This window comes from Bacillus sp. ISL-4, from assembly GCF_018613275.1.
GTDB classification, from domain to species: Bacteria; Bacillota; Bacilli; order Bacillales; family DSM-1321; genus Peribacillus; species Peribacillus simplex_E.
On the sequence record NZ_JAGGQN010000037.1, the window covers coordinates 1 to 21,406 of the forward strand.

Sequence of the window (21,406 nt, forward strand, 5' to 3'; positions counted from 1 at the left end):
GACGCCGCCAAGCCATTTAAAGAGATCAGCCATTCGGCTGGTCTTTTTTGTTGTTCGTAATTTAAAAAAGGCTTTTTATTTTCAGGGACAGCATAGGGCTGGCCTTATTTGAATTGCTTAAAAAATACCATGAGTGGAATTGGGCCGAATTTATGTGGTGAAACCTTAAGAGAGAAGAAAAATATCAGGTTTTGCATTTATCTTTTCAGGGTATTTATGTAAGATATTTCAACTTTAATGTTCAATGGGGTATGTAACTACATATAATTTGGAGAAAATGGATAATACAGAAAGAGAAAGTGCGTTTAAGTTGCAAAATGCGTTATTCCTTGTATAATAATAGTCAAATATAGTCAAAGTCAGAATGGAGGAGGCTGAGTGAGAAACATATCTGATATTATCGAAACTTATTTAAAGCAAGTACTTGAAATAAGTCAAAAAGATATCTTAGAGATTAAAAGAAGTGAAATAGCAGATAAATTTCAGTGTGTTCCTTCTCAAATCAATTACGTAATCAATACCAGGTTTACCATCGAGCGAGGTTATGTTGTAGAGAGTAAGCGTGGAGGCGGCGGTTATATACGCATCATGAAAGTCGAATCACAGGATTCCGTGCAACTTATCAACCAATTATTATCGCTTATTGGTTCAAGGGTAACCCAATCGATGGCTGAAGGAGTAATTTCAAGGCTGATGAATGAAGACGTCATTAATGAACGAGAAGCAAAGATAATGATGAGCGTAATAGATAGATCGGTGATTTATATCGACCTACCTGACCGCGATGAGCTTAGGGCAAGAATTTTAACTGCGATGCTTACGACTTTAAAATATAAATGAAACTGGCAGAGGTGATGAACGTTGATTTGCCAAGAATGTCATCAAAGGCCTGCTACCCTGCACTTCACAAAAATCATCAATGGAACAAAGACTGAAGTCATGATTTGTGAGAAATGTGCTCAGGAAAAAGGTGAAATGTTCATGGATGCAGGTGGACCTGGTTTTTCAATAAATAATTTATTAGCAGGATTGTTGAATATGGAGTCGAATATTCAACAGACAAAGGCAAATGCATTTCCCAAAACGGAAGAGAGGCGTTGCCCGCATTGTCATCGATCTTATAAAGAATTTGTCCATATTGGTAAGTTTGGCTGTGCCGAGTGTTATAAAACGTTCAATGAACAGTTAAATCCCATTTTAAAGAGGGTTCATAGCGGCAATACAGCACATATAGGGAAAATTCCAAAAAGGATTGGTGGCACCATATATCTTCGAAAGCAAATTTTGGATTTGAAAGAAGTTTTAAAGGTCCACATTGATCAAGAGGAGTTTGAGAAAGCGGCAGAGGTAAGAGATAAGGTTCGTTCCCTTGAAAAAAGGTATGAAGCGCAAGAGGGAGGCGAGGAATTATGAGCTTGGAAAAGTTTGTAGAAAACGCCTTGAGTTCCTGGATGAGTGCCGAAGGGCCGGAAATCGATATTGTATTGAGTTCGCGGATTCGGCTGGCCAGGAATTTTAAAGACTTTACCTTCCCAACCTCCTTTTCTAACGAAGAAGCTAAAAAAATCATTGAATTGGTCAAAAAAAGAATCGAAGAAGAAGTAACCCAGGAGATTGGAAAACTGGAACTTTTAGAGATTGACCAATTGCAGCCACTGGAAAAGCGCGTTCTCGTTGAAAAACATTTAATCAGTCCCCATTTAGTTGAAGATTCAGCGAAAAGCGCATGTCTCCTTTCGGAAAATGAAGAAATAAGTATCATGATAAACGAAGAGGATCATCTCCGTATTCAATGTTTAATGTCGGGGTTGCAACTAAAGGAAACCTTAAAGATCGCAAATGTTCTTGACGATTGGATTGAAGAATCCATAGACTATGCATATGATGAGGAAAGAGGATACCTAACTAGTTGTCCGACTAATGTGGGAACAGGATTAAGAGCTTCGGTCATGATGCATCTGCCGGGCCTTGTCCTTACACAGCAGATGAATAATATTATACCGGCTATCAACCAATTGGGGTTGGTGGTTCGAGGGATTTATGGAGAGGGCAGTCAAGCCTTGGGGAATATTTTTCAAATCTCCAATCAAATTACTCTTGGAAAGTCGGAAAGGGATATCGTTGAAGATCTAACAAGTGTAGTGCAACAAATCATTGCCCAGGAACGGTCAGCGAGGGATGCATTAGCGAGGACTTCCCACATACAATTAGAAGATAGAATTTTCCGTTCATATGGGATTTTGTCCAATGCCCGCGTCATCGAGACAAAGGAAGCAGCTACCTGTATCTCCGATGTTAGATTAGGGATAGATCTCGGGTATATAAAGAATATTTCTAAAAGCATTCTAAATGAGTTGATGATTTTGACGCAGTCGGGATTTTTACAAAAGTACGCAGGTGGCCCTTTAAGACCCCATGAAAGGGATATCCGTAGAGCAGCACTCATCCGGGAACGCTTGAATTTCACGGAAACTTCCTCCTCATAGAGGTCATTGGCCTCTTTAGGGAGTATCAAATTTCATGTAATAGATATGGAGCAAGAAGAAGCTTCTGCCATAACTTAAAGAATTGCCAGCAACTTTATTCAAAACGAAAATTCTTAAGGAGGAATTCCCTATGATGTTTGGTCGTTTTACTGAAAGAGCCCAGAAAGTATTAGCATTAGCCCAAGAAGAGGCAATCCGTTTAGGTCATAATAATATTGGCACGGAACATATTTTACTGGGCCTTGTCCGAGAAGGTGATGGTATTGCAGCCAAAGCGTTATATGCTCTTGGATTGGGTCCGGATAAGATTCAGAAAGAAGTTGAAAATCTAATTGGCCGAGGACAGGATACGGCTCAAACGATACATTATACCCCAAGAGCCAAGAAAGTCATTGAACTTTCCATGGATGAGGCAAGAAAATTAGGTCACTCATATGTTGGGACAGAGCATGTTCTTCTAGGTCTGATCCGAGAAGGGGAAGGTGTAGCTGCCCGCGTATTGAATAATCTGGGAGTAAGTTTAAATAAAGCTCGACAACAAGTATTACAACTTCTGGGAAGCAATGAATCAGGTGGTCATCAAGGCTCAGCCGCTTCAAATGCAAGCACGCCGACACTAGATGGCCTTGCCCGTGATTTAACGGCGATTGCCAGGGAAGGAAGTTTGGATCCCGTTATCGGAAGAAGTAAGGAAATACAGCGTGTCATCGAGGTATTAAGCCGTCGTACAAAAAATAACCCAGTATTAATCGGTGAACCTGGGGTTGGTAAAACAGCCATTGCTGAAGGGCTTGCCCAACAGATCATCAATAATGAGGTACCTGAAATTTTACGTGATAAACGCGTAATGACACTTGATATGGGTACTGTTGTGGCTGGTACTAAATACCGGGGTGAATTTGAGGACCGGTTGAAGAAAGTTATGGATGAAATACGTCAGGCGGGTAATATCATCCTATTCATCGATGAATTGCATACATTGATTGGTGCAGGTGGTGCAGAAGGTGCCATTGATGCCTCCAATATCCTTAAACCATCATTGGCGCGAGGTGAATTACAATGTATCGGTGCCACAACTTTGGATGAGTACCGGAAGTATATTGAAAAGGATGCTGCGCTTGAACGTCGTTTCCAGCCAATCCAAGTCGATGAGCCGACTATTGAGGAATCCATTCAAATCCTCAAGGGGCTGCGTGACCGTTATGAGGCACATCACCGTGTTTCGATTACTGACGAATCGATTGATGCCGCAGTCAAATTATCCGACCGTTATATTTCCGATCGCTTTTTACCGGATAAAGCGATTGACTTGATTGATGAAGCTGGTTCCAAGGTTAGGCTGCGTTCATACACAACGCCCCCTAACTTAAAAGAACTTGAAGTGAAGCTGGATGATGTTCGTAAGGAAAAGGATGCTTCCGTTCAGAGTCAGGAATTTGAAAAAGCTGCTTCGCTTCGCGATACAGAACAACGCTTAAGAGAACAATTGGAAGAAACGAAAAAGACTTGGAAAGAAAAACAAGGGCAGGAGAACAGTGAAGTGACTGTGGATGACATTGCACACGTCGTGTCCAGTTGGACGGGAGTTCCAGTCACTAAATTGGCGCAAACAGAGTCAGACAAACTGCTTAATATGGAGTCAATCCTCCATGATCGTGTAATTGGGCAGGAAGAGGCTGTCATTGCTGTTTCTAAAGCAGTACGACGTGCAAGGGCAGGTTTGAAAGATCCTAAACGTCCAATTGGTTCATTCATCTTCTTGGGACCTACAGGGGTCGGTAAAACCGAGCTAGCCCGTGCTTTAGCTGAATCCATTTTTGGTGATGAAGATGCCATGATCCGCATTGATATGTCCGAATATATGGAGAAACATTCGACTTCACGTCTTGTTGGATCCCCTCCAGGATATGTTGGATACGAAGAAGGCGGTCAGTTAACGGAAAAAGTGCGGAGGAAACCATACTCCGTCGTTCTGCTTGATGAAATAGAAAAGGCGCATCCGGATGTCTTCAATATTCTTCTTCAAGTATTGGAAGACGGAAGACTGACAGATTCCAAGGGACGTACTGTCGATTTCAGGAATACCATCCTGATTATGACATCGAATGTAGGGGCGTCGGCCTTGAAAACTGATAAGTATGTCGGCTTTAACATCCAGGATACTGGCCAGGACTATAAAAATATGAAAGGGAAAGTGATGGAAGAACTCAAACGTGCATTCCGTCCGGAATTCCTGAATCGTATTGATGAAACTATCGTGTTCCACTCATTAGAGAAGGATCATTTGAAACAAATCGTTACATTAATGTCAAATCAGCTTACTACCCGTTTGAAAGAGCAGGAGATATACTTGGAGCTGACAGATGCGGCTAGAGAAAAAATTGCTACGGAAGGTTTTGATCCGGAATATGGGGCACGGCCAATCCGCAGGGCACTTCAGAAGCATGTAGAAGATTATCTATCCGAAGAGTTGCTTAAGGGCAACGTGAAAAAAGGGCAAACGGTCGTAATGGATGTCGTGAATAATGAGTTTGCAATCCGACAAGGCGAGCCTGTTAATGTAAATGAATAACCTGATCCTAAACTTCGAGGTACACGCAGATTCTTTTGCAGTGTACCTCTGTTTTTTATCTATAGGTAGATTTGAGTATAAATGGGACGAGCAGAGTGCAGAGTGAATATTTTTTTAAAAAACTTAGCCCTAAGAAGGTTTAAATAAAACCGAGATATAATATCCTTAATATAGATATTTTTTCCAAAGGAAAAGGAGTAATTTATGGCTGTAAAGAAGAAAACAAAATTTATGTGTCAGTCTTGTGGATATGAGTCACCGAAATGGATGGGGAAATGCCCAGGATGCGGTGAATGGAACAAAATGGTCGAGGAAACCGAAATCGTTAAACCTGATAGAAAAGGCGCTTTTACCAATTCAGAGGTTAGAGGTTCCGGGGAACGGGAGAAGGCAGCACCCATAACGACTATTCAATCAGAAAAAGAACCCCGAATTAAGACGGATTTAATGGAATTGAATCGTGCTCTTGGGGGCGGGATCGTACAGGGATCACTTGTATTGATCGGAGGGGACCCGGGTATCGGTAAGTCCACCCTGCTTTTACAGGTATCATCCCAATTGGCGCATAAACAGAAAAAAGTGCTTTATATTTCAGGTGAAGAATCAGTCAAGCAGACCAAATTGAGAGCGGATCGGCTTGGGACCATGTCGGAAAATCTATTCGTTTATGCTGAAACCGATATGGATTATATCCAACAGGCAATTACGGATGTAAAACCGGATTTGGTCATTATTGACTCCATTCAAACGGTATACCATTCGGAGGTTACATCTGCCCCAGGAAGCGTTTCACAAGTGAGGGAGTGCACAGCCTCACTCATGCGCATTGCTAAAACGAACGGAATCGCGATTTTTATCGTCGGACACGTTACAAAGGAAGGGGCCATCGCGGGTCCACGGCTGCTTGAGCACATGGTTGATACTGTATTATATTTTGAAGGTGAAAGACACCATACATATCGAATTATACGTGCGGTTAAAAATCGCTTTGGTTCGACGAATGAGATGGGTATTTTTGAAATGAAAGAACATGGATTGGAAGAGGTCGCGAATCCATCGGAAATTTTCCTTGAAGAACGGTCGCAGGGAGCCTCGGGTTCCACAGTCGTCGCATCCATGGAGGGCACAAGGCCGGTGCTAGTCGAAATTCAAGCATTGATTTCACCTACGAGTTTTGGCAATCCGAGGCGAATGGCCACGGGAATCGACCACAATCGAGTTTCGCTTTTAATGGCTGTTTTGGAAAAGAGAGTGGGCTTGCTGCTCCAAAACCAAGATGCGTATTTAAAGGTTGCTGGTGGTGTCAAGCTGGATGAACCTGCAATTGACCTCGCTGTCGCAATAAGCATTGCTTCAAGCTTCCGTGATAAACCAACAAATCCTGCCGATTGCATCATTGGTGAAGTGGGGCTGACTGGTGAGGTAAGAAGGGTGTCAAGAATTGAACAAAGGGTGCAGGAAGCAGCAAAATTAGGGTTTGAGCGGGTTATCATACCGGCTAATAATATAGGGGGGTGGACCGCGCCGAAGGGTATTAAGATCGTTGGTGTTTCATCGGTTTCGGAGGCTCTTAAACAATCGTTAGGGGGTTAAGTATGACAGATAAAAAAGGGTATGAGAAAACAAAATTGGAAATTCTGCAAATTGTTGCTCCGGGTACCCCGCTTCGGGAGGGGATTGAAAATGTCCTGAGGGCAAACACAGGTGGTTTGATAGTGGTCGGATATAATGAGAAGGTGCGAGTGATCGTGGATGGCGGCTTCGAAATCAACTGCAGCTGTACCCCCAGCACATTATATGAGTTGGCAAAGATGGACGGGGCCATCATTTTAAATGAAACAGCCGATAAAATCATTTTCGCAAATGCCCAACTAGTGCCGGATAACAGTACACCTTCCACAGAAACGGGAATGCGGCATAGGACAGCGGAACGTGTGGCAAGGGAGACCAAGTCGTTGGTCATTGCTATCTCACAACGTCGGAATGTCATCACTTTATATCAAGGAAATTTCCGATACGCCCTTAAAGATATAGGAGTCATACTTGCCAAGGCTAATTTAGCCATCCAGACCTTGGAAAAATACAAGGTGGTCCTGCAGCAGAGCATATCGGTATTAGGAGCACTCGAGTTTGAGGAAATCGTGACCTATGCCGACCTTTTGCAGGTATTTCACCGATATGTAATGGTGCTCAGAATCAAGGCAGAGCTATTAACGTACCTTAATGAGCTTGGTACGGAAGGAAGATTGATCCGCTTGCAAATGAATGAAATCCTGGCAGATATTGAAACGGAAGGAAAATGGCTTATCAAGGATTATACCTCCAGTAATGATGAAAATCCCGAGGAAATCATTTTTAGGCTTCAAGAGTTGGCCATGCAGGAAAAACTGGATGAAAGCATTCTTCTAAAGGTGCTGGGCTATCATGGATACATACACCTTGATGAGTCAGTACATCCCCGTGGTTACCGTATTCTTCATAAAATCCCACGCTTGCCGGGTTTGATCATCGAAAATTTAGTGAAACAGTTCGGAAGCTTTAGTGAAGTCAATAAAGCTACGGTTGAAAACCTTGACGATGTGGAGGGCATAGGCGAAGTCCGCGCCAATAAAATCAAAGAAGGACTCCGGATTTTAAAAAATCAGCTTGTCACAAATAGAAGGATGTAGGTGCAGCTGGCCCTTTAAATTCCCCTAAACTAGCTTGAAATTGATTGGTGTTTATTTTTGACACTCAAAACTCAGGGTGCTAGGCTAATATTACGAAAAAGAGAAAAAATCATATTTGTAAATCCACTAATTCCTTAAGTGAATTTAACGTATATAATGAAAACGAATTTTCGAAGGTTTCATTTTATTTTATTGGTCAATAATGAGTAGAAGGAGGTGAAAGGGATGTTAAAACGCATTATACAAGCATGCTTCTTAATAGTCGGTGGAACACTTGGTATGTTACTTATTCCAGAATTATTAATTGTTTTACATGCAGATGATATTGCTTTAATAAACAATCCTTATGTAAGTGTACTGTTGGGTGCCATTATCTTTTATCTTATAACTTTTTGGGCAGTAGATCATGTGATCTATTTTATGAAGTGGCTGGAGGAACAGCTTGTTAAGATACCAATTACGGATATAATCTTTGGCAGCGTCGGTCTTTTAGTGGGACTGCTTGCGGCGTTTTTGGTTGGCTCCGCCTTCAGTGCCATCAAGGTTCCTATTTTAAATACAGTGGTTCCCATCATCCTTACGCTTTTATTTGGTTATCTTGGTTTTCAGGTGGGCTTTAAAAAGCGTGATGAGCTATTGAGTTTATTCACGAAAAGCAATAAGAAAAAGAACACTGATGGTGAAGCGGGCGAAGAGGATGAAGAGGAGTATAGCAAGCGGCTGAAGATTCTCGATACAAGCGTCATCATTGATGGTAGAATTGCGGATATTTGTCAGACAGGCTTTCTGGAGGGTACCATAGTCATTCCTCAATTCGTATTAAACGAACTGCAGCACATTGCCGATTCATCTGATGCATTGAAAAGGAATCGTGGAAGACGTGGTTTGGATATCTTGAATCGGATTCAAAAAGATCTTCCGATTAAAGTGGAGATGTACGAGGGGGATTTTGAAGACATTCAGGAAGTGGACAGTAAACTAGTGAAACTTGCCAAAATATCGGGCGGAATGGTCGTTACCAATGATTTCAATTTAAACAAAGTATGCGAGTTTCAAAATGTGGCGGTCCTTAATATCAATGACCTTGCCAATGCCGTAAAACCTGTTGTGCTTCCTGGGGAAGAGATGAATGTTCAGGTCATCAAGGATGGGAAAGAGCAGAACCAGGGCATCGCTTATTTAGACGATGGCACCATGATCGTTGTCGAGGGTGGCCGTGACCATATCGGGAAACGCATCGATGTACTTGTCACAAGTGTATTGCAAACCTCTGCAGGCCGTATGATATTCGCAAAACCGAAACTATTAGAAAAAGCATTATAAAGAAGAGTAGGAGAAACCGTTATGTTTTATGAAGTAGTGATACCTGCAGCTGGACAAGGCAAAAGAATGAAGGCGGGCAAGAATAAACTTTTTATTGAACTATCGGGTATCCCGATCATTGTTTATACACTGCGTGTCTTCGAAGAAGATCCTGACTGTCGGGGAATCATCCTTTCGATAAACCCGGCAGAAAAGGATTATTTCAGTCAATTGATTGCAGCGTATGGGCTTAAAAAGGTCAAGAAACTGGTCATGGGTGGCAAGGAGCGCCAACAAAGTGTTTATAATGGACTGCAACATGCAGGAGAGGAAATCATCCTGGTCCACGACGGTGCCCGCCCTTTTATCAATCTTGAGCAAATCAGTGAACTGACTACTGCCGCCTCCCTTCATGGAGGTGCCGTAATTGCAGTGCCCGTTAAGGATACGATTAAAAAAGCGTCAAACAATAAGGTAGTGGAAACAGTGGAACGATCAAGCTTGTGGGCGGTACAAACTCCACAAGCTTTTCGTGTATCCATATTAAAAAGTGCATATGAACAGGCAGAAGCTGAAGCATTTTTAGGGACGGATGATGCAAGTTTGCTAGAGCGGATCAATGAACAGGTAGTTATTATTGAGGGCAATTATGATAATATTAAAATTACGACTCAGGAAGACCTTTATTTTGCAGAAGCGATTTTACATAAACAACATGGAAAACGATGATTGGGGAGAATGATATGTTTAGAATAGGACAAGGATATGACGTTCATCAGCTTGTTGAGGGGAGACCTTTGATTATTGGTGGGATTACGATTCCGTATGAGAAAGGTTTGCTTGGTCATTCGGATGCGGATGTCCTTCTGCATACTGTTGCTGATGCCTGCTTGGGGGCAATTGGTGCAGGGGATATCGGTAAGCATTTTCCGGATACCGATCCTGAATTTAAGGATGCCGATTCGGCAAAACTGCTGCAGTATATTTGGGCGATCGTAAAAAAAGAAGGATATTCCCTAGGCAATGCGGACTGTACAATCATTGCACAAAGCCCGAAAATGGCACCGTATATTGAGGAAATGCGAGGCAGGATTGCTGAACTTTTAGATGCGTCGATAGACAGAATCAATGTAAAGGCGACCACTACCGAGAAACTTGGATTTACAGGCAGGAGCGAAGGAATCGCGGCACAGGCTGTAGTTTTATTGGTTAAATCAAACTAATTTCGTTTTTAGAGTGGATGCCTTTATCCCAATGTATTTAAATGATAATATATACAATAGAATAGAACGACTGGGAGGTCTATATATATCATGAGCAGCGATATTCGAGTTCGCTATGCACCGAGTCCGACTGGACATTTACATATTGGTAATGCACGGACTGCTTTATTTAACTATTTATACGCACGAAATAAAGGCGGGAAATTCATCATCCGTATTGAAGATACCGACCAAAAGAGAAATATTGAAGGCGGAGAGGAAAGTCAGCTTAAATATTTGAAATGGCTTGGTATGGATTGGGATGAAGGTGTTGATGTTGGCGGTGAATTCGGGCCATATCGTCAATCCGAAAGGAACGACCTTTATCAGGAATTGTATCAAGAGCTTTTAGATAAGGGTTTGGCATATAAATGCTATTGTACGGAAGAAGAGCTTGAAGCAGAGCGTGAAGGACAGGTCGAACGGAATGAAACGCCAAAATATTCAGGGAAGTGCAAGCATTTAACTGAAGAAGAGCAAGCGGAACTAGTGGCTCAAGGAAGAAAGCCGAGCATTCGCTTTGCCGTTCCTTCTGGGAAGGTCCTTGCTTTCAATGATATGGTTAAGGATGAGGTTTCGTTTGAAGCGGATGGCTTTGGTGATTTTGTCATCGTTAAAAAAGATGGCATTCCAACCTATAACTTTGCAGTGGCCGTCGATGATCACTTGATGAAGATTTCCCATGTCCTTCGCGGTGATGATCATATCTCCAATACTCCAAAACAACTGATGATTTATGAAGCTTTCGGCTGGGAACCGCCGGTATTCGGACATATGACGCTGATTGTAAACGAAAGCAGGAAGAAACTGAGTAAACGTGATGAGTCCATCATTCAATTCATTGAGCAATATGAAGAGCTTGGTTATGTACCTGAAGCTTTATTCAATTTCATTACATTACTAGGATGGTCTCCGGTCGGGGAAGAAGAGATTTTCACGAAGGAAGAATTCATTAATCTTTTCGATGCTGATCGGCTGTCTAAATCACCTGCACTTTTCGATAAACAAAAGCTTACATGGATGAATAACCAATATGTGAAGCAATTGGACGGAAATCGTGCAGTGGAATTGTCAATGCCTCACTTAATTAAAGCCGGGAAGATTTCAGAGACACTGACCGCTGAAGAAGAAGAGTGGGTACATGGGCTAGTTTCCCTTTTTCAAGAGCAGATGAGCTATGGAGCGGAAATAGTTGAGCTATCTGAACTGTTTTTCAAGGATGAGGTCGTGTTCGAGGAAGAAGCCAAGGAAGTACTGGCTGAAGAACAGGTACCGGAAGTCATGAAAGCTTTCCTTCAGGAGATCGATGGCCTTGAAGAATTTAACGCGGATGAAATCAAGAAGTCGATTAAAGCCGTACAAAAAAGCACAGGCCATAAAGGGAAGAAATTATTCATGCCGATAAGGGCGGCCGTCACGGGTCAAACACATGGCCCTGACCTGCCTAAGGCGATTTCATTACTGGGCAAAGAAAAAATTAAACAGCGTATTCAGAGTATTTTATATTAACAATTTGTCAAAAATGTAATATAGTATTTAATAATCTTACAAAAGAACGCGTAGATGGGGAGAAGTAAGTAAACGAAGCTTTTTAGAGAGAACCATAACCTGCTGAAAGTGGTTCAAGCCTCTCGTTTTCTGAAATGCACCCTTGAGTCCTTTGCTGAACTAACCTATAGTAGGCACAGGCGGAATGTCCTCCGTTACAGGGATTAAAGTTGGGGATGAAAAAACAGGAAAAAGCTTTACCTGCTTCGTACATTCCAAACAGAGTGGAACCGCGCTTAAAGCGTCTCTGTCTATTTGGACAGAGACGCTTTTTTATATGCTTTAAAAGCTTCAAAGGGGATGTTGGAAAAGTACGGAACATAGGGGGGAATCATTTTGTTAAAGATGTTTAAAGAGGATATCGAAGTGGTTTTTGATCAAGATCCTGCTGCGCGCAGCTATTTGGAAGTCATATTGACGTACGCGGGTTTACATGCGATTTGGAGTCATAGGATGGCTCACGTACTATTTAAGAAGAAATTCTTTTTCCTGGCAAGAAGTATATCTCAGATCAGTAGGTTTTTTACCGGAATTGAAATTCATCCAGGGGCTACGATTGGCCGTCGTTTCTTCATTGACCATGGAATGGGGATCGTCATTGGCGAAACTTGTGAAATTGGCGACAATGTATCTGTCTTTCAAGGTGTAACCCTTGGGGGGACAGGAAAGGAAAAGGGAAAACGTCATCCTACGATAAAGGATAACGTTTTGATTGCTACAGGAGCAAAAGTGCTGGGTTCCATCACTGTTGGGGAAAACTCAAAAATCGGTGCAGGATCGGTCGTTTTAAAAGAAGTGCCACCTAATTCCACAGTGGTGGGCATTCCAGGTAAAGTGGTCATTCAAGATGGTATCAAAATCAACAAAGATCTAAATCATTGTGATCTTCCTGATCCAATCGCTGATCGCTTTAAGGAATTGGATAGTGAAATCAGGGCTTTAAGAGCGAAGATGGCTGAAGAGAAGCAGAAGGAAAGGAGTCTATAATATGGCGATTAAAATATATAACACAGCTACAAGAAAAAAGGAAACCTTCGTCCCGATGGAAGAGGGAAAGGTGAAGATGTACGTATGCGGACCCACTGTCTATAATTACATTCATATTGGTAATGCAAGACCGGCAATCGTATTCGATACCGTTCGTAGGTATTTGGATTACCGTGGATATGATGTGCAATTCGTTTCGAACTTTACGGATGTGGATGATAAGCTGATTCGTGCGGCAAAAGAACTGGGGGAAGATGTCCCAACCATATCAGAGCGTTTCATCAAGGCTTATTTTGAAGACGTGTCGGCATTGGGCTGCAAAAAAGCCGATGCTCACCCAACCGTAATGGAGAACATGGATGCAATCATTGAATTCATCTCGGCATTAATTGAGAAAGGATTCGCTTATGAATCTGAAGGGGATGTGTATTACCGAACTCGTAAGTTTGAGGGGTATGGAAAACTTTCACATCAGTCCATCGATGAGCTGCGAGTGGGGGCACGTATTGAAATAGGGGAGAAAAAACAAGATGCCCTTGACTTTGCCCTTTGGAAAACGGCAAAGGATGATGAAATATCTTGGGAGAGCCCATGGGGAAAAGGGCGTCCTGGCTGGCATATCGAATGCTCCGCAATGGTCAAAAAGTATTTGGGTGAAACAATCGATATTCATGCCGGAGGTCAAGATCTGGCTTTCCCGCATCATGAAAATGAAATTGCACAATCCGAAGCATTGACGGGTAAGACTTTTGCGAATTATTGGATGCATAACGGGTATATAAATATTGAGAATGAAAAAATGTCTAAGTCCTTAGGCAATTTCGTCCTTGTGCATGACATCATTCAGAAGCATGATCCACAAGTGTTACGCTTCTTTATGTTATCTGTACATTACCGTCATCCCATCAATTATAGTGAAGAAGTGCTTGAAAATGTAAAAGCGTCCCTCGATCGCTTAAGGACATCTTATCAAAACTTAAAGCATCGCCTTCAAGTTAGTGACGGATTGACTGAGAATAATGATGTTTGGTTGGGGAAGCTGAATGAATTACATGAACAATTCATTAAAGAAATGGACGATGATTTCAACACAGCTAATGCAATATCCATGCTCTTTGAACTTTCTAAACAGGCAAATTATTACTTGATGGAGAAAAACACAGACAAGGAAGTGATTGATGCTTTCCTTGATAAATTCAACATCTTATTTTCTGTCCTAGGGTTGTCCCTTGAAGAAGAGGGGCTTTTGGATGAAGAAATTGAAGGCTTGATACAGCAGAGAATTCAAGCGCGGAAAGACCGTAATTTTGGGTTATCCGATGAAATTCGTGATCGCTTGAAAAACATGAATATCATATTAGAGGATACCCCTCAAGGTACAAGATGGAAAAGAGGGTAATTAATGCTTCATTACGATAGTAAGGTAGATGCAAAAATGCTGAACAGTCTTGCTTTGGCATATATAGGTGATGCTGTATACGAAACGTATATACGGCATCACCTCATTCAAAAAGGAGCGGTCAAGCCCAATCTATTACACAAAAAAGCTACATCTTTTGTAGCTGCTAAAGCGCAAAATAAAATCATCCACTTTTTCCTGGAGTCAGATTGGTTATCGGAAGAGGAATCCGCTGTCGTTCGGCGCGGCCGAAATGCAAAATCCGGTACGGTACCGAAGAATACAGATGTGCAAACGTATCGCTACAGTACAGCCTTCGAGGCACTTATGGGATTTTTGTATTTATCCGGTCGAATAGAAAGAATGGAAGAACTCATCAAAAAATCCATTGAATACATTGAAGAAGAAAAGGGGAGTAACCCATGAGCGAAGAATATATCATTGGCAGAAACCCCGTATTGGAAGCACTTCGCTCCGAACGGGATATTAATAAAATTTGGATAGCCGAGGGCTCGCAAAAAGGCTCGATGCAACCACTCATCGGTCTGGCGAAGGAAAAGAAGGTATTCGTGCAAATCGTACCGAAGAAAAAAATTGATCAAATGGCAGAAGGCATCCATCAAGGCGTGATCGCACAAGTGGCTGCATATGAATATGTGGAGCTGGATGATTTATTCGCAAAAGCGGCTGAACGGGACGAAGCACCTTTTTTCATGATCCTTGATGAAGTTGAAGATCCGCATAATTTAGGTTCGATCATGAGGACGGCTGATGCAGTTGGGGCCCATGGAATCATCATCCCAAAAAGAAGAGCGGTGGGCTTGACGGCAACAGTGGCAAAAGCTTCGACGGGTGCAATTGAATATATTCCGGTAGCTCGCGTTACAAATTTGGCACGAGCGGTGGAAGAGTTGAAAGAGCGAGGGGTATGGATAGTCGGTACCGATGCGAAAGGCAGCGATGATTACCGTAACATGGACGGAAAAATGCCTATCGGACTTGTTATCGGCAGCGAAGGAAAAGGCATGGCACGGTTAATGAAGGATAAATGTGATTTTCTCATCCGTCTCCCTATGGCAGGACAAGTAACTTCGTTAAATGCATCGGTAGCGGCCGGTTTATTGATGTATGAGGTTTATAGAAAAAGAAATCCTCTAGGGCAATGATGGAATGAATATTCTGTTGGTGGACGGTTATAACATTATTGGAGCTTGGCCGGAACTGAGAGAATTAAAAGAACGGGATCTTGCTGCTGCAAGAGACCGGTTGATAGAAATGATGGCGGAATATCAAGCATTTACCGGATACCGTGTAATTATCGTATTTGACGCTCAATATGTTCAGGGAATTGCCCGCATATTCAAAAATCACAAAGTTGACGTAATTTTTACAAAAGAAAATGAAACTGCGGATGAAAGAATAGAAAAGATGGCCATTGAACTGAATAATGTCAAAACGCAAATTCAAGTGGCAACCTCTGACTTCACGGAACAGTGGGTGATCTTTGGCCAAGGGGCCCTAAGGAAATCCGCTCGTGAACTGCTTATTGAAATGGAAGAAATTCAAGGCGAAATCAAGAAAGATGTAAGAAAAACAACGACGATAAGACCCGTGGCAAAAATTCCTTTAAGTGAAGAAGTGGCAGAAATTTTCGAAAAATGGCGCCGGGGTAAAATTTGAACCATTGACGGGTAAAATTTACCTGCTGTATAATATTTCTATCTGAGTCAGGTCAGGGGGATATAATGTGGGTCTCAAATTCGGAATGAAGCTGAACGAAAAGTATCTGCAGTTTGAGGATGATGAATTGATAGGGTTGGTGCACACTGGAGACAGTGAGGCGCTGGATTATTTGATCCAAAAGTATCGTAATTTTGTAAGAGCGAAAGCAAGGACTTATTTCTTGATTGGTGCAGATAAGGAAGACATCGTGCAAGAAGGTATGATTGGTTTATATAAAGCCGTCCGTGATTTTAAAGGGGATAAATTATCTTCCTTTAAAGCATTTGCAGAACTATGCATTACGAGGCAGATCATTACAGCTATCAAAACAGCAACACGTCAAAAACATATTCCGCTCAATTCCTATGTTTCCCTGGACAAGCCCATTTATGATGAGGAATCGGACCGAACTCTAATGGATATTATATCGGGTACGAAAGTTTTGGACCCGGAAGAACTGATCATCAACCAAGAAGAGTTTGACGATATCGAATTAAAGATGGCCGAGCTCCTGAGTGATCTTGAGAGAAAAGTGTTAGCTCTTTACCTGGATGGACAAACCTACCAAGAAATTTCGGAAGAGTTGAACCGGCATGTTAAGTCAATCGACAACGCCCTTCAGCGGGTGAAAAGAAAGCTCGAGCGCTATCTGGAAGTAAGGGAAATCAGTTTATAATCCCTCCGCTTTTTCCGCTTAATTTCATCTGTCCCTTCTCCACATGGAAGTTTATTATTCACTAAAATTTTTAATGGATGTTAAGTAACCGATGTTTTGATTTCCAGTGTCCATAATGGGAGAAACCCGCTTTGATATTGACAATAAAAAACAGCCGTGATAAGGTTTTATGGATATAGTAGATAGGATAGGTGTATCTAATGCGAAAAAAAATAGTTCTTGCATGCACTGATTGCGGTTCAAGAAATTATAGTTATGAGAGCAAACAATCGACAAGCGGCGAACGACTGGAAATCAAGAAATTTTGCAGTACGTGCAACTCACACTCGATTCATAAAGAAACGAAATAACCGTTTTATAAATAGATTGACAGAAGCTTCTAATGCTTGGAGGTACATTCATGAAACGTTTTACCGAATTTTTCAGCGGAGTCGCTCGCGAAATGCGAAAAGTAAGCTGGCCGAAACGCAAGGAGCTTACCAAATATACAATCGTGGTAGTAACGACTGTATTGTTCATGGCTTTATTCTTTACAGTGGTCGATTTGGGCATTTCCGAATTAATTCGCTTAGTTATTGAATAAGAGATTCGAAAATAAGGTATAATAGTGATAGAATAATATGTGTCAGCAGAAAAGCCCGGAAACGGGTTTTTTAATTTGTCTTTTTTAATAAGTGAAGAAGGTCAAAATCGAGCACTGCTGTAAATATGAATCATCACAATATTTTCTAGTTAAGTCAGGATGACGCCGGTATGGTTTTTTGGCTAAAACGTTCAAAGATAAAGATTAATAAAGAAAATGATTGATTGCAGGGAGGGAAGGACGTTAAAGTCCTAACACATGGAAAAGAATTGGTATGTAGTTCACACCTATTCAGGTTATGAGAACAAGGTTAAGGCTAACTTGGAAAAGCGTGTTGAAACTATGGGGATGGAAGACAAGATCTTTCGCGTTGTAGTTCCAGAAGAAGAAGAAACAGAAGTGAAAGATGGCAAAAAGAAAGTTACCAAAAAGAAAGTATTTCCAGGTTATGTATTGGTTGAGATCATCATGACGGATGATTCATGGTACGTTGTCCGGAATACGCCTGGCGTAACAGGTTTCGTAGGTTCATCTGGAGCTGGGTCAAAACCGACTGCATTGCTTCCGGAAGAAATTGAAGTCGTCCTTAAACGAATGGGCGTGGATGAAAGCAAAATCGAAGTTGATTTTGGAATCGGTGATACGGTTCAAGTTAAAGAAGGACCTTTCGCAACCTTTGCAGGGCCGATTGAAGAACTTGATAAAGACAAAGGGAAAGTAAGGGTCCTAGTCAATATGTTCGGTCGTGATACACCGGTTGAACTTGATTTTAATCAAGTGGAAAAATTATAAACGGAAAAAAACTTGAAATTGCCTTTAGAAAGTGGTAAAATTTCAAAGGTCAGTATGTTTCAATTTTTAGGCCTCAACGATACAAGCATTCTTTATTAATATATAAAGAATTCAAGATGAGTGGGAGGGTATTACCCTATTACCACATCACGGACTTATAAGGAGGTGTGTCTCGTGGCTAAAAAAGTAATTAAAATGGTTAAATTGCAAATTCCTGCTGGTAAAGCGAATCCGGCACCGCCAGTCGGTCCTGCATTAGGTCAAGCTGGTGTAAACATCATGGGATTCTGTAAGGAGTTCAACGCTCGTACAGCAGATCAAGCTGGTCTAATTATTCCTGTTGAAATCACGGTATTTGAAGACCGTTCATTTACATTCATTACAAAAACTCCGCCGGCTGCAGTATTGCTTAAAAAAGTAGCTGGTATTGAGTCTGGTTCTGGTGAACCTAACCGTAATAAAGTTGCTACAGTCAAGCGTGATCAAGTGCGCGAGATTGCTGAAACTAAAATGCCTGACCTAAACGCTGCAAGCGTTGAAGCTGCAATGCGTATGGTTGAAGGTACTGCTCGCAGCATGGGTATTGTCATCGAAGACTAATCCATGTAATTGCTATTTGTTTCTACGGGGTTGCGATTGATACTCGCAACCTTTATTCGTGGGAGGTCATTCCGTTAAAACCACAATTTAGGAGGATTTATATCATGGCGAAAAAAGGTAAAAAGTATCTTGAAGCAGCTAAGCTTGTAGAAGTTTCTAAGGCTTATGCTGTAACTGAAGCAATCGAAGTTGCTAAAAAAGCAAACTTCGCAAAATTCGATGCGACTGTTGAAGTTGCTTTCCGTTTAGGCGTAGACCCTAAGAAAGCTGACCAACAAATTCGTGGAGCTGTTGTTCTGCCGAATGGTACTGGTAAAACTCAACGCGTATTAGTGTTCGCTAAAGGCGAAAAAGCAAAAGAAGCGGAAGCTGCTGGTGCTGACTACGTTGGCGAATCTGACTACATCAACAAAATCCAACAAGGATGGTTCGAATTCGATGTAATCGTTGCGACTCCAGACATGATGGGTGAAGTTGGTAAACTTGGCCGTGTATTAGGACCTAAAGGATTAATGCCTAACCCTAAAACTGGCACAGTAACATTCGACGTAACAAAAGCTGTTAATGAAATCAAAGCTGGTAAAGTTGAATACCGCGTAGATAAAGCTGGAAACATCCATGCTCCAATCGGTAAAGTATCTTTCGAGGATGCTAAACTAGTGGAAAACTTCACTACTATCTATGATACATTAATGAAAGTTAAACCTGCGGCTGCTAAAGGAACTTACATGAAAAACGTTTCTGTAACAACTACAATGGGCCCTGGCGTGAAAGTTGATCCTTCTACTTTCAATAAATAATTGACATTCCAAAACTATTATTGTTATAATAAGTTTTGTTGTGAATAAATGAATATCATTTGTACCGTAGACAGTAGGTGCTCGTTACGAGCTTAATTCCCTGCCGAGGTAATTCGATAATAATAGTCCTTGACTATGACTTTTGAAATTACTGCCTTCATGTCTGCAATAGAGATGAAGGCTTTTTCTTTGAAACGGTATAAATGTTTTCAAGCAAATCTACAGGAGGTGTAAGGATGAACGCAATTATTGAACAAAAGCAAAAAATCGTTGCTGAGATTACTGATAAATTAACTGCAAGCCAATCAACAGTAGTTGTTGACTACCGTGGATTGACTGTTGCTGAATTAACAGAACTTCGTAAGCAACTTCGTGAAGCTGGCGTTGAGTTTAAAGTTTACAAAAACTCTATGACTCGCCGTGCTGCGGAAAGTGCTGAACTTAGCGCTTTGAACGAATCATTAACAGGACCAAACGCAATTGCATTCTCAACTGAAGATGTTATTGCGCCAGCAAAAATCCTTAACGATTTTGCGAAAAAACATGAAGCTTTAGAAATCAAAGCTGGAGTTATCGAAGGAAATGTTGCAACTGCTGAAGAAATTAAAGCTCTTGCAGAACTACCTTCACGCGAAGGCCTACTTTCAATGCTACTCAGCGTGCTACAAGCACCTATGCGCGGACTTGCTCTTGCTACAAAAGCAGTTGCAGATCAAAAAGAAGAACAAGGCGCGTAAGCTAATCGCTTATTTAGCCTAATGATTCAAAAAAAAACCAACCATTTCGAGGAGGAAATAACAATGACTAAAGATCAAATCTTAGAAGCAGTTAAAAACATGACTGTTTTAGAATTAAACGACCTTGTAAAAGCAATCGAAGAAGAATTTGGCGTAACTGCTGCTGCACCTGTAGCTGTAGCTGCTGCTGGTGGCGCTGCTGCTGAAGAACAAACTGAGTTTGATGTAATCCTTACATCTGCTGGAGATCAAAAAATCAAAGTTATCAAAGCTGTACGTGAAGTAACAGGTCTTGGACTTAAAGAAGCAAAAGAACTTGTTGACAACACTCCAAAAGCAATCAAAGAAGGCGCTTCTAAAGAAGAAGCTGAAGAAGTTAAAGCTAAACTTGAAGAAGTTGGAGCTGGCGTTGAAGTTAAGTAATCTTGCATAAAAAAAAGCTCGCTATCACTGGCGGGCTTTTTTCTTCATTTTAAAGAAATGACGAAAAAAAGCCGTTAATGGTTTGATTAATAGGGTTTAGTTATTCAAACATTCTGGCGTGCAAGCATCCATTCTTCAATTCTCTTCTCTCATTAAATCTTCAATATTCCTTTCTGATAGGGGGAGATGACTCTGACAGAGCATTACTACTCACATAAACCGGATGTCGTAAGTAATCCGAAATTTTGGGATTTCACATTAAAGGGACGTGCCTTTCGCTTTAAAAGTGATAATGGTGTTTTTTCGAAAAAGGAAGTTGATTTCGGATCGCGTCTTTTGGTTGAGAGTTTTAACCTTAATGAAGCTGTGGAAGGAGATATTCTCGATGTTGGTTGCGGTTATGGTCCAATCGGAATATCGATTGCGGCAGCTTATCCCGAGAGAACGATAGAAATGATTGATATAAATAGCCGAGCAGTTGAATTGTCAAAAGAGAATGCCGCTTCTAATGGGATCGCAAATGTGAAGATTTACGAAAGTGATCGTTTTGACAAAGTTGGCTCCAATCAATTCGCGGCAATTCTTACGAACCCTCCCATTCGCGCAGGCAAAAGTGTAGTCCACGAAATTTTAGAAGAAAGCTATCGCAGTTTGGTAGCTGGTGGAGAACTATGGGTTGTCATTCAAAAAAAACAAGGGGCTCCATCCGCAATGGGTAAAATGGAGCAATTATTTGGAAATGTTGAAGTGACCGTTAAGAAAAAAGGTTACTATATACTATTATCCAAAAAGGTTTGACTCTAAATTTTCGCTATGTTAGTATTATAAAATGCATATATATAATTCCG

General features: G+C 41.4%; 24 protein-coding genes and 2 other annotated features. All 24 genes read left to right on the plus strand.

Annotated elements, in window-relative coordinates:
* Nucleotides 1-378: 378 nt before the first annotated feature.
* The 24 genes from J7J00_RS20675 to J7J00_RS20790 all read left to right on the plus strand — a co-directional run bounded on the left by J7J00_RS20675 (nucleotide 379) and on the right by J7J00_RS20790 (nucleotide 21,356).
* A complete protein-coding gene (locus J7J00_RS20675) occupies nucleotides 379-840 on the plus strand; it encodes a CtsR family transcriptional regulator (protein ID WP_098373579.1) in 462 nt (153 codons plus the stop codon).
* 21 nt (nucleotides 841-861) lie between these two features.
* Nucleotides 862-1,413, plus strand: a complete 552-nt coding sequence (gene mcsA, locus J7J00_RS20680; RefSeq protein WP_214794233.1) for a protein-arginine kinase activator protein McsA — start codon at nucleotides 862-864, stop codon at nucleotides 1,411-1,413.
* Nucleotides 1,410-2,486, plus strand: coding sequence for a protein-arginine kinase McsB (gene mcsB, locus J7J00_RS20685; RefSeq protein ID WP_214794235.1), 1,077 nt, complete (start codon nucleotides 1,410-1,412; stop codon nucleotides 2,484-2,486). The genes mcsA and mcsB overlap by 4 nt, the downstream gene beginning before the upstream one ends.
* Nucleotides 2,487-2,616: 130 nt before the next feature.
* Complete coding sequence (clpC, locus tag J7J00_RS20690; protein ID WP_214794237.1) at nucleotides 2,617-5,058, plus strand: ATP-dependent protease ATP-binding subunit ClpC; 2,442 nt, start codon at nucleotides 2,617-2,619, stop codon at nucleotides 5,056-5,058.
* Nucleotides 5,059-5,262: 204 nt separating this feature from the next.
* Nucleotides 5,263-6,651, plus strand: a complete 1,389-nt coding sequence (gene radA / locus J7J00_RS20695) for a DNA repair protein RadA (protein ID WP_214794239.1) — start codon at nucleotides 5,263-5,265, stop codon at nucleotides 6,649-6,651.
* 2 nt (nucleotides 6,652-6,653) lie between these two features.
* Nucleotides 6,654-7,727, plus strand: a complete 1,074-nt coding sequence (gene disA, locus J7J00_RS20700) for a DNA integrity scanning diadenylate cyclase DisA (protein WP_076372903.1) — start codon at nucleotides 6,654-6,656, stop codon at nucleotides 7,725-7,727.
* Nucleotides 7,728-7,952: 225 nt separating this feature from the next.
* On the plus strand, nucleotides 7,953-9,050 hold the full coding sequence (locus J7J00_RS20705) for a PIN/TRAM domain-containing protein (protein ID WP_214794242.1): 1,098 nt from the start codon (nucleotides 7,953-7,955) through the stop codon (nucleotides 9,048-9,050).
* Nucleotides 9,051-9,071: 21 nt separating this feature from the next.
* Nucleotides 9,072-9,758, plus strand: coding sequence for a 2-C-methyl-D-erythritol 4-phosphate cytidylyltransferase (gene ispD / locus J7J00_RS20710; RefSeq protein WP_214794244.1), 687 nt, complete (start codon nucleotides 9,072-9,074; stop codon nucleotides 9,756-9,758).
* A 14-nt stretch (nucleotides 9,759-9,772) separates the two neighbouring features.
* On the plus strand, nucleotides 9,773-10,252 hold the full coding sequence (gene ispF, locus J7J00_RS20715) for a 2-C-methyl-D-erythritol 2,4-cyclodiphosphate synthase (protein WP_134784433.1): 480 nt from the start codon (nucleotides 9,773-9,775) through the stop codon (nucleotides 10,250-10,252).
* 90 nt (nucleotides 10,253-10,342) lie between these two features.
* Nucleotides 10,343-11,800 carry a glutamate--tRNA ligase gene (gltX, locus tag J7J00_RS20720; RefSeq protein WP_214794246.1) on the plus strand — a complete coding sequence of 486 codons (1,458 nt, stop codon included), beginning with the start codon at nucleotides 10,343-10,345 and terminating at the stop codon, nucleotides 11,798-11,800.
* A 42-nt stretch (nucleotides 11,801-11,842) separates the two neighbouring features.
* Nucleotides 11,843-12,091, plus strand: a binding site (T-box leader).
* A 93-nt stretch (nucleotides 12,092-12,184) separates the two neighbouring features.
* Entirely contained in the window at nucleotides 12,185-12,826 is a 642-nt protein-coding gene (cysE, locus tag J7J00_RS20725) for a serine O-acetyltransferase (protein WP_286201507.1), read from the plus strand.
* A gap of 1 nt (nucleotide 12,827) precedes the next feature.
* Nucleotides 12,828-14,225 carry a cysteine--tRNA ligase gene (cysS, locus tag J7J00_RS20730; RefSeq protein ID WP_214794248.1) on the plus strand — a complete coding sequence of 466 codons (1,398 nt, stop codon included), beginning with the start codon at nucleotides 12,828-12,830 and terminating at the stop codon, nucleotides 14,223-14,225.
* A gap of 3 nt (nucleotides 14,226-14,228) precedes the next feature.
* Nucleotides 14,229-14,651 (plus strand): Mini-ribonuclease 3, encoded by a 423-nt coding sequence (locus J7J00_RS20735; protein WP_034305071.1) that lies wholly within the window; start codon nucleotides 14,229-14,231, stop codon nucleotides 14,649-14,651.
* Nucleotides 14,648-15,391, plus strand: coding sequence for a 23S rRNA (guanosine(2251)-2'-O)-methyltransferase RlmB (rlmB, locus tag J7J00_RS20740; protein WP_063235788.1), 744 nt, complete (start codon nucleotides 14,648-14,650; stop codon nucleotides 15,389-15,391). Before J7J00_RS20735 ends, rlmB begins: the two co-directional genes overlap by 4 nt.
* Before the next feature lie 4 nt (nucleotides 15,392-15,395).
* Nucleotides 15,396-15,905: an NYN domain-containing protein gene (locus J7J00_RS20745; RefSeq protein WP_098373569.1), complete on the plus strand. Its 510-nt coding sequence runs from the start codon at nucleotides 15,396-15,398 to the stop codon at nucleotides 15,903-15,905.
* A gap of 85 nt (nucleotides 15,906-15,990) precedes the next feature.
* The gene (sigH, locus tag J7J00_RS20750) at nucleotides 15,991-16,623 is read left to right on the plus strand and encodes an RNA polymerase sporulation sigma factor SigH (RefSeq protein ID WP_094246690.1); all 633 of its coding nucleotides are present in this window, start codon (nucleotides 15,991-15,993) and stop codon (nucleotides 16,621-16,623) included.
* A gap of 200 nt (nucleotides 16,624-16,823) precedes the next feature.
* Nucleotides 16,824-16,973 carry a 50S ribosomal protein L33 gene (gene rpmG / locus J7J00_RS20755; RefSeq protein WP_081113075.1) on the plus strand — a complete coding sequence of 50 codons (150 nt, stop codon included), beginning with the start codon at nucleotides 16,824-16,826 and terminating at the stop codon, nucleotides 16,971-16,973.
* Between the two features lie 50 nt (nucleotides 16,974-17,023).
* A complete protein-coding gene (secE, locus tag J7J00_RS20760; RefSeq protein ID WP_076372883.1) occupies nucleotides 17,024-17,206 on the plus strand; it encodes a preprotein translocase subunit SecE in 183 nt (60 codons plus the stop codon).
* A 258-nt stretch (nucleotides 17,207-17,464) separates the two neighbouring features.
* Nucleotides 17,465-17,998, plus strand: a complete 534-nt coding sequence (gene nusG, locus J7J00_RS20765) for a transcription termination/antitermination protein NusG (protein ID WP_214794250.1) — start codon at nucleotides 17,465-17,467, stop codon at nucleotides 17,996-17,998.
* A 174-nt stretch (nucleotides 17,999-18,172) separates the two neighbouring features.
* Complete coding sequence (gene rplK / locus J7J00_RS20770) at nucleotides 18,173-18,598, plus strand: 50S ribosomal protein L11 (protein ID WP_034305057.1); 426 nt, start codon at nucleotides 18,173-18,175, stop codon at nucleotides 18,596-18,598.
* 104 nt (nucleotides 18,599-18,702) lie between these two features.
* Entirely contained in the window at nucleotides 18,703-19,398 is a 696-nt protein-coding gene (rplA, locus tag J7J00_RS20775) for a 50S ribosomal protein L1 (protein ID WP_057276474.1), read from the plus strand.
* A 46-nt stretch (nucleotides 19,399-19,444) separates the two neighbouring features.
* Nucleotides 19,445-19,595: a sequence feature (ribosomal protein L10 leader region), on the plus strand.
* Nucleotides 19,596-19,634: 39 nt separating this feature from the next.
* The gene (gene rplJ, locus J7J00_RS20780) at nucleotides 19,635-20,135 is read left to right on the plus strand and encodes a 50S ribosomal protein L10 (protein ID WP_063235792.1); all 501 of its coding nucleotides are present in this window, start codon (nucleotides 19,635-19,637) and stop codon (nucleotides 20,133-20,135) included.
* A gap of 63 nt (nucleotides 20,136-20,198) precedes the next feature.
* Nucleotides 20,199-20,558, plus strand: coding sequence for a 50S ribosomal protein L7/L12 (gene rplL / locus J7J00_RS20785; RefSeq protein ID WP_053349071.1), 360 nt, complete (start codon nucleotides 20,199-20,201; stop codon nucleotides 20,556-20,558).
* A gap of 192 nt (nucleotides 20,559-20,750) precedes the next feature.
* A complete protein-coding gene (locus J7J00_RS20790; protein WP_214794292.1) occupies nucleotides 20,751-21,356 on the plus strand; it encodes a class I SAM-dependent methyltransferase in 606 nt (201 codons plus the stop codon).
* The last annotated feature ends 50 nt before the right edge of the window (nucleotides 21,357-21,406 follow it).

Coding starts and splice junctions, on each gene's coding strand:
- disA (WP_076372903.1), top strand. CDS start 6,654: ATGACAGATAAAAAAGGGTATGAGAAAACAAAATTGGAAATTCTGCAA.
- cysS (WP_214794248.1), top strand. CDS start 12,828: ATGGCGATTAAAATATATAACACAGCTACAAGAAAAAAGGAAACCTTC.
- rplL (WP_053349071.1), top strand. CDS start 20,199: ATGACTAAAGATCAAATCTTAGAAGCAGTTAAAAACATGACTGTTTTA.
- gltX (WP_214794246.1), top strand. CDS start 10,343: ATGAGCAGCGATATTCGAGTTCGCTATGCACCGAGTCCGACTGGACAT.
- secE (WP_076372883.1), top strand. CDS start 17,024: ATGAAACGTTTTACCGAATTTTTCAGCGGAGTCGCTCGCGAAATGCGA.
- mcsB (WP_214794235.1), top strand. CDS start 1,410: ATGAGCTTGGAAAAGTTTGTAGAAAACGCCTTGAGTTCCTGGATGAGT.
- rlmB (WP_063235788.1), top strand. CDS start 14,648: ATGAGCGAAGAATATATCATTGGCAGAAACCCCGTATTGGAAGCACTT.
- clpC (WP_214794237.1), top strand. CDS start 2,617: ATGATGTTTGGTCGTTTTACTGAAAGAGCCCAGAAAGTATTAGCATTA.
- ispF (WP_134784433.1), top strand. CDS start 9,773: ATGTTTAGAATAGGACAAGGATATGACGTTCATCAGCTTGTTGAGGGG.
- rpmG (WP_081113075.1), top strand. CDS start 16,824: ATGCGAAAAAAAATAGTTCTTGCATGCACTGATTGCGGTTCAAGAAAT.
- rplA (WP_057276474.1), top strand. CDS start 18,703: ATGGCGAAAAAAGGTAAAAAGTATCTTGAAGCAGCTAAGCTTGTAGAA.
- nusG (WP_214794250.1), top strand. CDS start 17,465: ATGGAAAAGAATTGGTATGTAGTTCACACCTATTCAGGTTATGAGAAC.
- J7J00_RS20745 (WP_098373569.1), top strand. CDS start 15,396: ATGAATATTCTGTTGGTGGACGGTTATAACATTATTGGAGCTTGGCCG.
- J7J00_RS20735 (WP_034305071.1), top strand. CDS start 14,229: ATGCTTCATTACGATAGTAAGGTAGATGCAAAAATGCTGAACAGTCTT.
- radA (WP_214794239.1), top strand. CDS start 5,263: ATGGCTGTAAAGAAGAAAACAAAATTTATGTGTCAGTCTTGTGGATAT.
- ispD (WP_214794244.1), top strand. CDS start 9,072: ATGTTTTATGAAGTAGTGATACCTGCAGCTGGACAAGGCAAAAGAATG.
- sigH (WP_094246690.1), top strand. CDS start 15,991: ATGAAGCTGAACGAAAAGTATCTGCAGTTTGAGGATGATGAATTGATA.
- J7J00_RS20705 (WP_214794242.1), top strand. CDS start 7,953: ATGTTAAAACGCATTATACAAGCATGCTTCTTAATAGTCGGTGGAACA.
- rplJ (WP_063235792.1), top strand. CDS start 19,635: ATGAACGCAATTATTGAACAAAAGCAAAAAATCGTTGCTGAGATTACT.
- cysE (WP_286201507.1), top strand. CDS start 12,185: ATGTTTAAAGAGGATATCGAAGTGGTTTTTGATCAAGATCCTGCTGCG.